Annotated in this window: 9 protein-coding genes; 5 read left to right on the forward strand and 4 right to left on the reverse strand. The window is 71.4% G+C overall.

The window, feature by feature from the left end; genetic code table 11:
- The first annotated feature begins 194 nt into the window (after positions 1 to 194).
- The gene (locus tag AB0424_RS13375) at positions 195 to 947 is read left to right on the forward strand and encodes a response regulator transcription factor (RefSeq protein ID WP_366304817.1); all 753 of its coding nucleotides are present in this window, start codon (positions 195 to 197) and stop codon (positions 945 to 947) included.
- A gap of 42 nt (positions 948 to 989) precedes the next feature.
- Here AB0424_RS13375 and AB0424_RS13380 read toward each other — a convergent pair whose 3' ends face one another.
- On the reverse strand, positions 990 to 2,153 hold the full coding sequence (locus AB0424_RS13380; protein WP_366304819.1) for a crosslink repair DNA glycosylase YcaQ family protein: 1,164 nt from the start codon (positions 2,151 to 2,153) through the stop codon (positions 990 to 992).
- Between the two features lie 95 nt (positions 2,154 to 2,248).
- Entirely contained in the window at positions 2,249 to 2,839 is a 591-nt protein-coding gene (locus AB0424_RS13385) for a GNAT family N-acetyltransferase (protein ID WP_366304820.1), read from the reverse strand.
- A 239-nt stretch (positions 2,840 to 3,078) separates the two neighbouring features.
- Here AB0424_RS13385 and secA point away from each other — a divergent pair, with 239 nt between their 5' ends.
- Entirely contained in the window at positions 3,079 to 5,889 is a 2,811-nt protein-coding gene (gene secA, locus AB0424_RS13390) for a preprotein translocase subunit SecA (protein ID WP_366304822.1), read from the forward strand.
- A gap of 71 nt (positions 5,890 to 5,960) precedes the next feature.
- Here the strand turns inward: secA and AB0424_RS13395 are convergent, their stop codons facing one another.
- Positions 5,961 to 6,473: an Rv3235 family protein gene (locus tag AB0424_RS13395; RefSeq protein ID WP_366304824.1), complete on the reverse strand. Its 513-nt coding sequence runs from the start codon at positions 6,471 to 6,473 to the stop codon at positions 5,961 to 5,963.
- A gap of 274 nt (positions 6,474 to 6,747) precedes the next feature.
- Between AB0424_RS13395 and AB0424_RS13400 the strand changes: the two genes are divergently transcribed.
- Both AB0424_RS13400 and AB0424_RS13405 read left to right on the forward strand, forming a co-directional pair.
- A complete protein-coding gene (locus tag AB0424_RS13400) occupies positions 6,748 to 7,254 on the forward strand; it encodes a hypothetical protein (RefSeq protein ID WP_366304826.1) in 507 nt (168 codons plus the stop codon).
- A gap of 60 nt (positions 7,255 to 7,314) precedes the next feature.
- A complete protein-coding gene (locus AB0424_RS13405; RefSeq protein WP_366304828.1) occupies positions 7,315 to 7,971 on the forward strand; it encodes an HAD hydrolase-like protein in 657 nt (218 codons plus the stop codon).
- 106 nt (positions 7,972 to 8,077) lie between these two features.
- On the opposite strand, the gene AB0424_RS13410 is transcribed toward AB0424_RS13405, so the two are convergent.
- Positions 8,078 to 8,632, reverse strand: a complete 555-nt coding sequence (locus tag AB0424_RS13410) for a DJ-1/PfpI family protein (protein ID WP_366304830.1) — start codon at positions 8,630 to 8,632, stop codon at positions 8,078 to 8,080.
- Between the two features lie 430 nt (positions 8,633 to 9,062).
- On the opposite strand from AB0424_RS13410, the gene AB0424_RS13415 reads away from it, so the two are divergent.
- Positions 9,063 to 14,030 carry an NAD-glutamate dehydrogenase gene (locus AB0424_RS13415; protein WP_366304832.1) on the forward strand — a complete coding sequence of 1,656 codons (4,968 nt, stop codon included), beginning with the start codon at positions 9,063 to 9,065 and terminating at the stop codon, positions 14,028 to 14,030.
- The last annotated feature ends 58 nt before the right edge of the window (positions 14,031 to 14,088 follow it).

The following is a 14,088-nucleotide window of genomic DNA, read 5'->3' on the forward strand; positions in this document are numbered from 1 at the left end:
CCTTCCCGCACCACCCCACAACTCAGGTGCCCCTGGAGCGCGTGGCGCGCCCCCAGGGGCACCCCCATGTGCGCGCGGAGCACCCCATCACCGCCGGGGCATGAAATCATGGCGTGCACGCCAACCTGTGCTCGGAGAGCACCGGTTGAAGGACCGGATACGAATTCAGGCCACGGCCTTCAGGGGGAGGAACGATGGCGGACAGCTTCGGGCCGGTGCTCAGCGGGCGCGAGCACGGCGGTGCGGTCCAGGAGGGATCGGAATCGGACAGCGGCGCATTCCGCGGTGAGCCGATCCGGGTCCTCGTCGTGGACGACCACGCCCTCTTCCGTCGCGGTCTCGAGATCGTCCTCGCCCAGGAAGAGGACATCCAGGTCGTCGGCGAGGCCGGTGACGGCGCCGAGGCCGTCGACAAGGCGGCCGATCTGCTGCCCGACATCGTCCTGATGGACGTACGGATGCCCCGCCGCGGCGGCATCGAGGCGTGCACCTCCATCAAGGAGGTGGCCCCCAGCGCGAAGATCATCATGCTGACGATCAGTGACGAGGAGGCCGACCTCTACGACGCGATCAAGGCAGGCGCCACCGGCTACCTCCTCAAGGAGATCTCCACCGACGAGGTCGCCACCGCGATCCGGGCGGTCGCGGACGGCCAGTCCCAGATCAGCCCGTCGATGGCGTCGAAGCTCCTCACCGAGTTCAAGTCGATGATCCAGCGCACCGACGAGCGCCGGCTGGTGCCCGCGCCCCGGCTGACCGACCGCGAGCTGGAGGTCCTCAAGCTCGTCGCGACCGGGATGAACAACCGGGACATCGCCAAGGAGCTGTTCATCTCGGAGAACACCGTGAAGAACCACGTCCGGAACATCCTGGAGAAGCTCCAGCTGCACTCCCGTATGGAGGCCGTGGTCTACGCGATGCGGGAGAAGATCCTCGAGATCCGCTGACCCCGGCCGGGTCCCGCCGCCCCCTGCCGGGGGCCGGGCCCGTCAGGCCAGCGCGGCCACCAGCGGCGCGGCCAGCCCGGGGTCCTCGACGCGCTCCACCCGTACGGCGTCGCAGCCGACCCACTCGGCCGCCTCGCGCAGGGCCCGGGCCACTGCGGGCACGGCCTTGGGGCCGTCGAGCGTGACCTGCCGGGCGACGAGCGTGCGGCCCTCCCGCGCCGGGTCGACCCGGCCGACGAGGCGGCCGCCGGCCAGCACCGGCATGGCGAAGTAGCCGTGGACGCGCTTCTGCTTCGGCACGTACGCCTCCAGGCGGTGCGTGAAGCCGAAGATCCGCTCCGTGCGGGGCCGCTCCCAGATCAGCGAGTCGAACGGCGAGAGCAGCGTCGTGCGGTGCCGGCCGCGCGGCTCCGCCGCAAGCGCCGCCGGGTCCGCCCAGGCGGGCTTCCCCCAGCCCGCCACCGTCACCGGCACCAGCCCCGATGCCTCGACCGCCGCGTCGAACTGCTCGGCCTTGATCCGGTGGTAGTCGGCGATGTCCGCGCGGGTGCCCACGCCCAGCGCCTCGCCCGCCTGCCGCACCAGCCGCCGCACGCACTCGGCGTCGTCGAGGTCGTCGTGGAGCAGCGCCTCCGGGATCGCCCGCTCGGCCAGGTCGTACACCCGCTTCCAGCTGCGCCGCTCGGTGACGACCACCTCGCCGTACATCAGCGCGCGCTCCACGGCGATCTTGGCGTCGGACCAGTCCCACCACTCGCCCTTGTTCTTCGCGCCGCCCAGCTCGGTCGCCGTGAGCGGTCCCTGGTCCCGCAGCTGGTCGATCACCTTGTCGTAGGCCCCCGCGGACAGCTCGTGGCCCCAGTGCGGGCGGTCGCGGTAGGCGCGCCTGCGGAAGGCGAAGTGAGGCCACTCCTCCACGGGCAGCACGCAGGCGGCGTGCGACCAGTACTCGAAGGCGTGCGCGCCGGTCCAGTACGCGTCCTCGACCGTCGTGCGGCCCACGGCGCCCAGGCGGGCGTACGGGATGAGCTCGTGGGAGCGGGCCAGGACGGAGATGGTGTCCAGCTGGACCTGGCCGAGCGACCTCAGGACCCCGCGCACCCCTGCCCTGCGGTCGGGCGCGCCCAGGAATCCCTGGGCGCGCAGCGCGATCCTGCGGGCTTCGTCGGCGGAGAGTTCGGCGGCGGGTCGCGGCGCAGTCGTCATGGACCGCACCCTAGGCCCCGGCACCGACAGCCGGCCCCGGTCCGGGCGCCCCGCCCCCGTCGGGGCGCCCGCACCGCCGGTCCCGCTCCCCGGGGTCAGGCGGCGTCGGCCGGACGGTCGGGGGAGGGCAGGTACGGCAGGGGACTGGGCAGGCCGAAGTCGGAGGGGAGCAGGGAGGCGGCCCAGCAGTCCCGGAGCGTGCCCTTGTTCGCCAGCCCCGCGCGCTGCACGCCCTCGACGACGAAGCCGACGCGCTCGGCCACGGCCCGCGACCCGGTGTTGCCGACCTCGGCGCGCCAGACCAGCCGGACGCAGCCGAGCCCCGTGAAGGCCCAGTGGGCCACGGCGCGCACGGTCTCCGTCATGTAGCCGGAGCCGCGGTGCTCCCGGCCGAGCCAGTAGCCGACCTCCCAGACGCCCGTGCCGCGACTGCTCAGCGTGACGGCGGCGAGCAGCGGGCCGCCGGCGACCGGTTCGACGGCGAAGGTGTACTCGGTGTCCTCGCGCCAGCCGTCCGGGACCAGCCGGTGGACGAAGAGCTCGGCGTCCTCCCGCCGGTACGGGGAGGGGACGACCGTCCAGCGCTGGATCTCGGGGTTCTGGCAGAGGGCGTGGACCGTGTCGACGTCCTCGGGGAGGACGTTGCGGAGCCGCAGGCGGTCGGTGGTGAGGGTGATGGGATCCATGCCGGGATTGTGGTGAGCCCGGGGAGCGGAAGCGAACACTTTTCGGGTGGGGCGGCACCTTCCGCCCACCTCGTGCGTTCTCTTTCCGGGCGGACGTACGGCTCCGGCACTGCGGGCCTCCCTCTGCGCGGGCGGTCTCGCTTACGATGGCCGTTGCGGTGGGGACCACCTGCCGTGCCCGCGCTCGCGTCCATCACAAGACCCAGTGCCAGGCCCGACCGGCAAGGAGACCAGCCTCAGTGTCCGTCTTCAACAAGCTCATGCGTGCAGGCGAAGGCAAGATCCTGCGCAAACTGCACCGCATCGCGGACCAGGTCAACTCCATCGAAGAGGACTTCGTCAACCTCTCCGACGCCGACCTGCGGGCGCTCACCGAGGAGTACAAGCAGCGGTACGCCGACGGCGAGAGCCTCGACGACCTGATGCCCGAGGCGTTCGCCACGGTGCGCGAGGCCGCCAAGCGTGTCCTCGGCCAGCGTCACTACGACGTCCAGCTGATGGGCGGCGCCGCCCTCCACCTCGGCTACGTCGCCGAGATGAAGACCGGTGAGGGCAAGACCCTCGTCGGCACCCTCCCGGCCTACCTCAACGCGCTGTCCGGCAAGGGCGTGCACCTGATCACGGTCAACGACTACCTGGCCGAGCGCGACTCCGAGCTCATGGGCCGGGTGCACAAGTTCCTCGGCCTGTCCGTCGGCTGCATCCTCGCCAACATGACGCCGGCCCAGCGCCGTGAGCAGTACGGCTGCGACATCACGTACGGCACGAACAACGAGTTCGGCTTCGACTACCTGCGCGACAACATGGCGTGGTCCCAGGACGAGCTCGTCCAGCGCGGCCACAACTTCGCCTGTGTCGACGAGGTCGACTCCATCCTCGTCGACGAGGCCCGTACGCCGCTGATCATCTCCGGCCCGGCCGACCAGGCGACCAAGTGGTACGGCGACTTCGCGAAGCTCGTCTCCCGCCTCTCCAAGGGCGAGCCCGGCAACCAGCTCAAGGGCATCGAGGAGACCGGCGACTACGAGGTCGACGAGAAGAAGCGCACCGTCGCCATCCACGAGGCCGGTGTCGCCAAGGTCGAGGACTGGCTGGGCATCGACAACCTCTACGAGTCGGTGAACACCCCGCTCGTCGGTTACCTGAACAACGCCATCAAGGCGAAGGAACTGTTCAAGAAGGACAAGGACTACGTCGTCATGGACGGCGAAGTCATGATCGTCGACGAGCACACCGGCCGTATCCTCGCCGGTCGCCGCTACAACGAGGGCATGCACCAGGCGATCGAGGCGAAGGAGGGGGTGGCGATCAAGGACGAGAACCAGACCCTCGCCACCATCACCCTGCAGAACTTCTTCCGCCTGTACGCGAAGCTCTCCGGCATGACCGGTACGGCCATGACCGAGGCCGCCGAGTTCCACCAGATCTACAAGCTGGGCGTCGTGCCGATCCCGACGAACCGGCCGATGATCCGCAAGGACCAGTCCGACCTGATCTACCGGACCGAGGTCGCGAAGTTCGCCGCCGTCGTCGACGACATCGCGGAGAAGCACGAGAAGGGCCAGCCGATCCTGGTCGGCACCACCTCCGTCGAGAAGTCCGAGTACCTCTCGCAGCAGCTCTCCAAGCGCGGCATCCAGCACGAGGTGCTCAACGCCAAGCACCACGAGCGCGAGGCCAGCATCGTCGCCCAGGCCGGTCGCCGCGGCGCCGTCGTGGTCGCCACGAACATGGCGGGCCGCGGTACGGACATCAAGCTCGGCGGCAACCCGGACGACCTCGCCGAGGCCGAGCTGCGCCAGGCGGGCCTGGACCCGGTCGAGCACGTCGAGGAGTGGGCCGCGGCCCTCCCGGCCGCCCTGGAGCGGGCCGAGAAGGCCGTGAAGGCGGAGTTCGAGGAGGTCAAGTCCCTCGGCGGGCTCTACGTCCTCGGTACCGAGCGCCACGAGTCCCGCCGTATCGACAACCAGCTCCGCGGTCGTTCCGGCCGTCAGGGCGACCCCGGCGAGTCCCGGTTCTACCTCTCCCTCGGCGACGACCTGATGCGCCTGTTCAAGGCGCAGATGGTCGAGCGCGTGATGGCCATGGCCAACGTGCCGGACGACGTGCCGATCGAGAACAAGATGGTCACCCGCGCCATCGCCTCCGCCCAGTCGCAGGTCGAGACCCAGAACTTCGAGACGCGCAAGAACGTCCTGAAGTACGACGAGGTCCTCAACCGCCAGCGCGAGGTCATCTACGGCGAGCGGCGCCGCGTCCTGGAGGGCGAGGACCTGCACGAGCAGATCCAGCACTTCATGGACGACACGATCGACGACTACATCCGCCAGGAGACCGCCGAGGGCTTCGCGGAGGAGTGGGACCTCGACCGTCTGTGGAACGCCTTCCGGCAGCTCTACCCGGTGAAGGTCACCGTGGAGGAGCTGGAGGACGCGGCCGGGGACCGGGCGGGCATCACCGCCGAGTTCATCGCCGAGTCGATCAAGGACGACGGCCGCGAGCAGTACGAGGCCCGCGAGAAGCAGCTCGGCTCGGAGATCATGCGCGAGCTGGAGCGGCGCGTCGTCCTCTCGGTCCTGGACCGCAAGTGGCGCGAGCACCTCTACGAGATGGACTACCTCCAGGAGGGCATCGGCCTGCGCGCCATGGCGCAGAAGGACCCGCTGGTCGAGTACCAGCGCGAGGGCTTCGACATGTTCACCGCCATGATGGAGGGCATCAAGGAGGAGTCCGTCGGCTACCTGTTCAACCTGGAGGTCCAGGTCGAGCAGCAGGTCGAGGAGGTCCCGGTGCAGGCGTCCGCTCCCTCGCTCGACAAGGAGGACGCCGTTCCGGCGGCCGCCGGGCGTCCGGAGATCCGCGCCAAGGGCCTCGACGCCCCGCAGCGGCCTGACCGGCTGCACTTCTCCGCGCCGACCGTGGACGGCGACGGCGGTGTCGTCGAGGGCGACTTCGCCTCCGACGACACGGACGGCGGCGACGGGATGACCCGCGCCGAGCGGCGCAAGGCGCAGAAGAACGCGGGCGGCGGCCGCCGCCGCAAGAAGTGACGCGCTGAGACGGACGGAGGGGTCGGTCGCCCGGTGGGCGGCCGGCCCCTCCGGCGTGCGTGCGGTCCGTCTCACGGCCGGCGGCCGCCGGTGCCGAGGTCGTCGAGCTCCACGGCGGCGCAGCGCCAGCGCTGGTCGGCGCCGCGCTCCAGGCGGAAGGCCATGGCCCGGACGCGGGGGCCGGTGGCGATCGTCGCGAACTCCTCCACGGTCGTGCGGCCCTCGTGCACCTGCGCCGAGCAGCGGCGCAGGACGGGGCGGGGGCCGAGGGAGCGGAGCGGCGTCCGGGGGGCGAGCAGGACGAGCTGCTCGTACGCCTCGCCGACCGTGTGGCCGAGCATCCAGTGGACGGGGCGCTCCCCGCTGAGGACGGCGAGGAGGCGCTCGGCGAAGACGGTGTGCGGGGGCAGGGCCCGGGGAGCGGGGGCGGTGCGGGGGTGCGTGCCCGCGGCGCCGCGGGGCCGGGTGCCCGCCGGGCCGCCGGGGGCGGTGCGGGGGCGGGGGGTGCGGGGCCGGGTGGTCGCCGTGGCGGGGTACGGCTGCGGCGCCGGTGCCTGCGGCTGGGTGGTGAGCGTGGTGGTCATGGCGGGCCCCTGTCGTTCCGTAACCGGGTGGTACCGGTCGGTAACTTTCCGTTGGGGATCTTGTACGGGCGGGCCCGGCGGCTCCGCAAGGACCCGGACGCCCCGCGGCGGCCCGAAAACCGAATCACCTATCCGGGTGACGCCCCGGAAATCCGGCTCCCGGGGCTCCGGGGAGTGCCTCCCGCGGTGGACGGAGGCCCGCCCCGGCCGGGAACCCCGAAGGGGGACTCCGCACGTATCCTGAGGGCCTCTCCGTCTACGAAAGCGGCCAGCCATGCGCGTGTACGTCCCCCTGACCCTCCCCGGTCTCGCACAGGCGCACAAGGCGGGCGAGCTGGGCCCCGGCCCGCTGACGGCCTACGCCGTCACCCCCGCGCTGCGCGAGTGGTACGTCTCCGACGACATCGAGGAACTGGAGTACGCGGCGCTGAACCGGGCCGCCGCCGCCTCCCTGCGGCTGCTGGCCGGCGAGCCGGGGGCGCCCCGCCGCCGGATCGTCGTCGCCGTCGACGTCGCCGACAAGGACGCCGCCGCCGACCCCGACGGCGCGCTCGACGCCGGCTCGGTCGGCGAGGTCCGGGTCTCCGGACCCGTCCCGCTGTCCAAGGCCGCGGCCGTGCACGCCGACGCGGACGACGCCGAGGCGGACGTCACCGCGGCGGCGGGCGCGCTGGGAGCGGCGGACCAGGGCGACGACGACGCCCAGTTCGTCGTGGACGGCGCCGAGGACCACGAGCTGCTCTGGTTCGGGATCCAGGAGATCCCCGGCCTGCTGGGCTGAGCGCCTGCCCGGGCACCCCGGGCGCTCTTCGCCGTCACACCCGGCGGGTACCGTCTCCGCATGGGGAAGCACGGGAAACACCTGGTCTGGGACTGGAACGGCACGCTGCTCGACGACACCGGCGCGGTGATCGGCGCGACGAACGCGGCCTTCGCGGAGCTCGGACTCGAGTCGATCACGCTGGAGCGGTACCGGGATCTCTACACGGTGCCGGTCCCGAAGTTCTACGAGCGGCTCATGGGCCGGCTGCCCACCGACGAGGAGTGGACCGTCATGGACGGCACCTTCCACCGGCACTACTGGGAGCGGGCCGAGAACTGCGGGCTGACGGTCGGCGCCGCCGAGCTGCTCGCCGCCCGGCAGCGGTCCGGATTCACGCAGTCGCTGCTGTCGCTCGCGCCGCACGCCGACCTGATACCGCTCGTCCGGCGGCACGGGATCGCCGAGCGGTTCGTCCGCGTGGACGGGCGCCCCGACACCTCGACGGACGGGAAGTCCGGGCAGATGGTGCGCCATCTCGCCGAGCTGCGGGTCCCGGCCGAGCGGGTGGTCGTCATCGGCGACGCGGCCGACGACGCGGTGGCCGCGATGCACGTCGGGGCGAGGGCCGTGCTCTACACCGGCGGATCGCACAGCCGGGCGTCGCTGGAGCGGGTGGGGGTCCCGGTGGTGGACTCGCTGGAGGAGGCGGTGGCCGTCGCGGAGGAGCTGGCCTAGGCGGCTCGCGGGGGACCTCCGGGACACGCGCACCCCCGGGGAGGGGGCCCACCGGCCGGCGGGCGGGGCGGAACGCCTCCGCGCCACCGGCCCGGCGGGCGCCGCGTCACGCCTTGGCGCGGAGCACCTTGAGGAACTCCCGCATCCAGCTCGGGTGGTCGGGCCAGGCGCGGGACGAGACCAGAAGACCGTCGACGACGGCCGCCGAGTCCTGGAAGGTGGCGCCGGCGGCCTGCATGTCGAGTTCGAGGGCCGGGTAGGCGGTGACCCGGCGACCCTCCAGGCTGCCGACGGCGGCCGTCAGGAGCGGGCCGTGGCAGATCTGGGCGACCGGCTTGTCGGCGTCGAAGAACGCCTTGAGGATCTTGCGGAGCTCGGGGTCGTTGCGCAGGTACTCCGGAGCGCGGCCGCCCGGGATCACCACCGCGAGGTACGCGCCCGGGTCGACCTCGGAGAAGGCCAGGTCGGCGGGCCAGGTGTAGCCGGGCTTCTCGGTGTACGTGTCGAACCCCGGCTCGAAGTCGTGGACGACGAACCTCAGCGTCTTGCGGGCCGGGGCGGCGATGTCGACCTCGTAGCCCTCCTCCAGCAGCCGCTGGTAGGGGTACATCACCTCCAGGGACTCCGCCGCGTCCCCGGTCACGATCAGGATCTTCGCCATGGCTCTCCCAGGTCACAGATGGTCGGTCTGTCGTGCTGTGCCCATGCTTGCGCACGAGCGGCCCCCGGCGGGCCGGTTTGCCGAGAGGACACGTGTCGCTGTCCATACCGTCAAACTTCGTCCGCTCTTTTGTACGCATACGGCTCATGACGGTTCGGGGTGCGGGGGCGATAGGCTTTTGCCGTGATCAGCGCGATACGCCGTGGGGGCAGCGAAGCCCCCGGCTGCCGCCCGACCCGCTCCGGCGGTCGGGCCGACGGTGCGTTCGCCGATCCTTCCCGTCCGGGCGTGCCGCGCTCCGTGGCCGATAACGACCTGGGCATCTCTCATCCGGGCATAACGTCGTCCTCGACCGGATCCACCGCGTCGTGGCGTTGTGCCCTTTCTTCCACCGACGTCACGCAACGGCGCGCGACAGGAGTCAGAGGACATGCAGACCAAGCTGGACGAAGCAAAGGCCGAGCTGCTCGAAAGGGCCGCCCGGGTAGCTGAGCACAGCCCGGTCGGGGGGCGACTTCCGACGGGCCCGGACGGTGCGGGGAAGCGCCCCGACCGGGACACCGTGCTCGACTACCTCCAGCGCTACTACCTGCACACCGCGCCCGAAGACCTCGGCGACCGCGACCCGGTCGACGTGTTCGGCGCCGCGCTCTCTCACTACCGGCTCGCGGAGAACCGCCCGCAGGGCACCGCGAACGTGCGCGTCCACACCCCGACGGTGGAGGAGAACGGCTGGACCAGCAGCCACTCCGTCGTCGAGGTCGTCACCGACGACATGCCCTTCCTCGTCGACTCGGTCACCAACGAGCTGTCCCGCCAGGGCCGCGGCATCCACGTCGTGATCCACCCGCAGGTCCTCGTCCGCCGTGACGTCACCGGCAGGCTCATCGAGGTCCTCGCGGCCCAGATCGACGGCGAGCTGCCGCACGACGCGCTCACCGAGTCGTGGATCCACGTCGAGATCGACCGCGAGACCGACCGCGCCGACCTCAAGCAGATCACCGCCGACCTGCTGCGCGTCCTGTCCGACGTCCGCGAGACGGTCGAGGACTGGGAGAAGATGCGCGACGCCGCGCTGCGCATCGCCGAAGGGCTCCCCGCCGAGCCCACCGCCTCCGACCTGCGTCCGACCGAGGTGGAGGAGGCCCGCGAGCTGCTGCGCTGGCTCGCCGACGACCACTTCACCTTCCTCGGCTACCGCGAGTACGAGCTGGTCAACGGCGACGCCCTGACCGCCGTGCCCGGCACCGGCCTCGGCATCCTGCGCTCCGACCCGCAGCACGCCGGCGACGAGGAGGGCCACCACGCCCACCCCGTCTCGCCCTCCTTCAGCCGGCTGCCCGCCGACGCCCGCGCCAAGGCGCGCGAGCACAAGCTGCTGATCCTGACCAAGGCCAACAGCCGCGCGACCGTGCACCGCCCCTCGTACCTCGACTACGTCGGCGTGAAGAAGTTCGACGCCGACGGCAACGTCGTCGGCGAGCGCCGCTTCCTCGGCCTGTTCTCGTCCGCCGCCTACACCGAGTCCGTCCGCCGGGTGCCGGTCGTCAAGCGCAAGGTCCAGGAGGTCCTCGCGGGCGCCGGCTTCTCGCCGAACAGCCACGACGGCCGCGACCTGCTCCAGATCCTGGAGACCTACCCGCGCGACGAGCTGTTCCAGACGCCGGTCGACCAGCTCCAGTCCATCGTCACCAGCGTCCTGTACCTCCAGGAACGCCGCCGGCTGCGTCTCTACCTGCGCCAGGACGAGTACGGCCGCTACTACTCGGCCCTCGTCTACCTGCCGCGCGACCGCTACACGACCCGCGTCCGGCTGCGGATCATCGACATCCTGAAGGAGGAGCTCGACGGCACCAGCGTCGACTTCACCGCCTGGAACACCGAGTCGATCCTCTCCCGCCTCCACTTCGTCGTCCGCGTGAAGCCCGGCACCGAGCTCGCCAAGCTCACCGACGCCGACGTCGACCGGATCGAGGCCCGGCTCGTCGAGGCCGCCCGCTCCTGGTCCGACGGCTTCGGCGAGGCGCTGAACGCCGAGTTCGGCGAGGAGCGCGCCGCCGAGCTGCTCCGCCGCTACGGCAGCGCCTTCTCCGAGGGCTACAAGGCCGACCACTCGCCGCGCGCCGCCGTCGCCGACCTGGTCCGCATGGAGGCCCTCGCCGCCAGCGGCAAGGACTTCGCGCTCTCCCTCTACGAGCCGGTCGCCGCCGGCCCCGGCGAGCGCCGCTTCAAGATCTACAAGACGGGCGACCAGATCTCGCTCTCCGCCGTCCTGCCGGTCCTCAACCGGCTCGGCGTCGAGGTCACCGACGAGCGCCCGTACGAGCTGCGCTGCGCCGACCGCAGTCACGCCTGGATCTACGACTTCGGCCTGCGGATGCCCGCGCCCAGCGGCAACGGCGGCGACTACGTCGGCGACGACGCCCGCGAGCGCTTCCAGGAGGCGTTCTCCGCCACCTGGACCGGCCAGGCCGAGAACGACAACTTCAACTCCCTCGTCCTCTCCGCCGGGCTCACCTGGCGCGAGGCGATGGTGCTGCGCGCCTACGCCAAGTACCTGCGCCAGGCCGGTGCGACGTTCAGCCAGGACTACATGGAGGACACCCTCCGCAACAACGTCCACACCACCCGGCTGCTCGTCTCCCTCTTCGAGGCCCGGATGGCCCCGGAGCGCCAGCGCGCCGGCACCGAGCTGATCGACGGCATCCTGGAGGAGCTCGACGGCGCCCTCGACCAGGTCGCGAGCCTGGACGAGGACCGCATCCTGCGCTCCTTCCTCACCGTCATCAAGGCCACGCTGCGGACCAACTTCTTCCAGAAGTCGGTCGACGGCACCCCGCACGCCTACGTGTCGATGAAGTTCGACCCGCAGGTCATCCCCGACCTGCCCGCCCCGCGCCCCGCCTTCGAGATCTGGGTGTACTCGCCCCGCGTCGAGGGCGTCCACCTGCGCTTCGGCAAGGTCGCCCGAGGCGGCCTGCGCTGGTCCGACCGCCGCGAGGACTTCCGTACGGAGATCCTCGGCCTGGTCAAGGCGCAGATGGTGAAGAACACCGTCATCGTGCCGGTCGGCGCCAAGGGCGGCTTCGTCGCCAAGCAGCTCCCGGACCCGTCCGTGGACCGGGACGCCTGGATGGCCGAGGGCATCGCCTCGTACAAGACCTTCATCTCGGCGCTGCTCGACATCACCGACAACCTGGTCGCGGGCGAGGTCGTGCCGCCGTCCGACGTGGTCCGCCACGACGAGGACGACACCTACCTGGTCGTCGCCGCCGACAAGGGCACCGCGACCTTCTCCGACATCGCCAACGGCGTCGCCGAGGACTACGGCTTCTGGCTGGGCGACGCCTTCGCCTCCGGCGGCTCGGCCGGCTACGACCACAAGGGCATGGGCATCACCGCCCGCGGTGCCTGGGAGTCCGTCAAGCGCCACTTCCGCGAGCTGGGCCACGACACCCAGACCGAGGACTTCACCGTCGTCGGCGTCGGCGACATGTCCGGCGACGTGTTCGGCAACGGCATGCTGCTGAGCGAGCACATCAGGCTCGTGGCGGCCTTCGACCACCGGCACATCTTCATCGACCCGAACCCGGACGCGGCCACCTCCTACGCCGAGCGCCGCCGCCTCTTCGAGCTGCCCCGCTCGTCCTGGGCCGACTACGACACCTCGCTGCTCTCCGCCGGCGGTGGCATCCACCCCCGCACCGCCAAGTCGATCCCGGTCAACGCGCAGGTCAGGGCCGCCCTCGGCATCGAGGACGGCGTCACCAAGATGACCCCGGCCGAGCTGATGAAGGCCGTCCTGCACGCCCCCGTCGACCTGCTGTGGAACGGCGGCATCGGCACGTACGTGAAGTCGTCGGCCGAGTCCAACGCCGACGTCGGCGACAAGGCCAACGACGCCATCCGCGTCGACGGCCAGGACGTCCGCGCCCAGGTCATCGGTGAGGGCGGCAACCTCGGCGCCACCCAGCTCGGCCGCATCGAGTTCGCCCGGACCGGCGGCCCCGAGGGCGAGGGCGGCAAGGTCAACACCGACGCCATCGACAACAGCGCCGGCGTCGACACCTCCGACCACGAGGTCAACATCAAGATCCTGCTCAACGGGCTCGTCACCGAGGGCGACATGACCGTCAAGCAGCGCAACAAGATCCTCGCGGAGATGACCGACGAGGTCGGCCGGCTCGTCCTGCGCAACAACTACGCGCAGAACACCGCCCTGGCCAACGCCGTCGCCCAGTCGCCGTCGCTGCTCCACGCCCACCAGCGGTTCATGCGCCGCCTGGGCCGCGACGGCAGCCTCGACCGCTCCCTGGAGTTCCTGCCCAGCGACCGGCAGGTCCGTGACCTGCTCAACAACGGCCGGGGCCTGAGCCAGCCGGAGCTCGCCGTCCTCCTCGCGTACACCAAGATCACGGTGGCCGAGGAGCTGATCGGCACCGAGCTGCCGGACGACCCGTACCTGCGCGGACTGCTCCACGCGTACTTCCCGACGCTGCTGCGCGAGAAGTTCACCGAGGCCGTCGACAACCACGCCCTGCGCCGCGAGATCATCACGACGGTCCTGGTCAACGACACCGTCAACACCGGTGGCTCGACCTTCCTGCACCGCCTCCGCGAGGAGACCGGCGCGTCGATCGAGGAGATCGTCCGGGCGCAGACCGCCGCCCGTGCCGTCTTCCGGCTCGGCCACGTCTGGGACGCCGTCGAGGCCCTCGACAACCGGGTGCCGGCCGAGGTCCAGACCCAGATGCGCCTGCACTCCCGCCGGCTCGTCGAGCGCGGCACGCGCTGGCTGCTCAACAACCGGCCGCAGCCGCTCCAGATCGGCGAGACCATCGACTTCTTCGCCGAGCGCGTCGAGGAGGTCTGGACGCAGCTGCCGCAGTTGCTGCGCGGCGCGGACCTGGAGTGGTACCAGTCGATCCTGGAGGAGCTGACCGGGTTCGGCGTGCCGGAGGAGCTCGCGCTGCGGGTCGCCGGCTTCTCCTCCGCCTTCCCGATCCTCGACGTCGTCGCGATCGCGGACCGGATGGACAAGGAGCCGCTCGCCGTGGCCGAGGTCTACTTCGACCTCGCCGACCGGCTGCGGATCACCGACCTCATGGACCGGATCATCGAGCTGCCGCGCGCCGACCGCTGGCAGTCGATGGCCCGCGCCTCGATCCGCGAGGACCTCTTCGCGGCGCACGCGGCGCTGACCGCGGACGTCCTGACCGTGGGCAACGGCACGACCAGCCCCGAGGAGCGGTTCAAGGCGTGGGAGGAGAAGAACGCGGCGATCCTGGGCCGCGCGCGGACGACCCTGGAGGAGATCCAGGGCTCGGACACCTTCGACCTGGCGAACCTGTCGGTGGCGATGCGGACCATGCGCACGCTGCTCCGTACGCACAGCTAGCCGTGTGACCGCGAAGGGCCCCGCCGGTGTTCCGGCGGGGCCCTTCCGCGTGTCCCGG

The organism is Streptomyces sp. NPDC051180, assembly GCF_040689545.1.
Classification (GTDB): Bacteria; Actinomycetota; Actinomycetes; order Streptomycetales; family Streptomycetaceae; genus Streptomyces.

Coding starts and splice junctions, on each gene's coding strand:
- AB0424_RS13405 (WP_366304828.1), top strand. CDS start 7,315: ATGGGGAAGCACGGGAAACACCTGGTCTGGGACTGGAACGGCACGCTG.
- AB0424_RS13410 (WP_366304830.1), bottom strand. CDS start 8,632: ATGGCGAAGATCCTGATCGTGACCGGGGACGCGGCGGAGTCCCTGGAG.
- AB0424_RS13400 (WP_366304826.1), top strand. CDS start 6,748: ATGCGCGTGTACGTCCCCCTGACCCTCCCCGGTCTCGCACAGGCGCAC.
- AB0424_RS13375 (WP_366304817.1), top strand. CDS start 195: ATGGCGGACAGCTTCGGGCCGGTGCTCAGCGGGCGCGAGCACGGCGGT.
- AB0424_RS13395 (WP_366304824.1), bottom strand. CDS start 6,473: ATGACCACCACGCTCACCACCCAGCCGCAGGCACCGGCGCCGCAGCCG.
- AB0424_RS13415 (WP_366304832.1), top strand. CDS start 9,063: ATGCAGACCAAGCTGGACGAAGCAAAGGCCGAGCTGCTCGAAAGGGCC.
- AB0424_RS13385 (WP_366304820.1), bottom strand. CDS start 2,839: ATGGATCCCATCACCCTCACCACCGACCGCCTGCGGCTCCGCAACGTC.
- AB0424_RS13380 (WP_366304819.1), bottom strand. CDS start 2,153: ATGACGACTGCGCCGCGACCCGCCGCCGAACTCTCCGCCGACGAAGCC.